1 protein-coding gene is annotated in these 536 nt (G+C 44.0%); it reads right to left on the reverse strand.

Annotation, left to right across the window (positions count from 1 at the left end):
* Positions 1-121: 121 nt before the first annotated feature.
* Positions 122-536 (reverse strand): aldehyde dehydrogenase family protein (locus FK529_RS20980; protein WP_146564371.1); only part of this gene is annotated, 415 nt, incomplete at its 5' end.

Here is a 536-nt window from a genome sequence, read left to right on the forward strand (position 1 = left end):
GAGGGGCAAGGGAGACCTTCTCCCTCTCCCTCTCTTCTGTTATTACAGTTATGCCAGTTATGCCCGTTATGTTAGTTATTACAGTGGCACTGATTAATGGATACTGATTAATGGACAGTGATTAATGCATATACCAGATCACTTTCTGTGCGGTATATTGTTCAAAGGCTTCTAAGCCATTATCTTTACCGCCAAAACCTGATTGTTTAAAACCTCCGAAAGGTGTAGTAATATCCCCCTCACTAAAGCCATTGACTGAGATGGTTCCTGCTTTAATCGCGGCAGCAACATGGAAAGCTCGCTTGATATTTTGGGTATAGAAAGAGGCAGCTAAACCATAGTGAGAGTCATTTGCGAGCGTGATCGCCTCTTCATCTGATTGGAAGCTCACAACGGCAAGAACAGGACCAAAGACCTCATTTTGAAAGAGGGTCATATCGGAGCGAACATTATCAAAAATTGTCGGTTCAACATACCAACCACTGCCTAAGTCGGAATGGATTTTACCGCCGGCAACGAGGTTGCCTCCCTCTTTT

Origin of the sequence: Tsukamurella asaccharolytica (assembly GCF_007858435.1) — a bacterium.
Taxonomy (GTDB): Bacteria; Actinomycetota; Actinomycetes; order Mycobacteriales; family Mycobacteriaceae; genus Tsukamurella; species Tsukamurella asaccharolytica.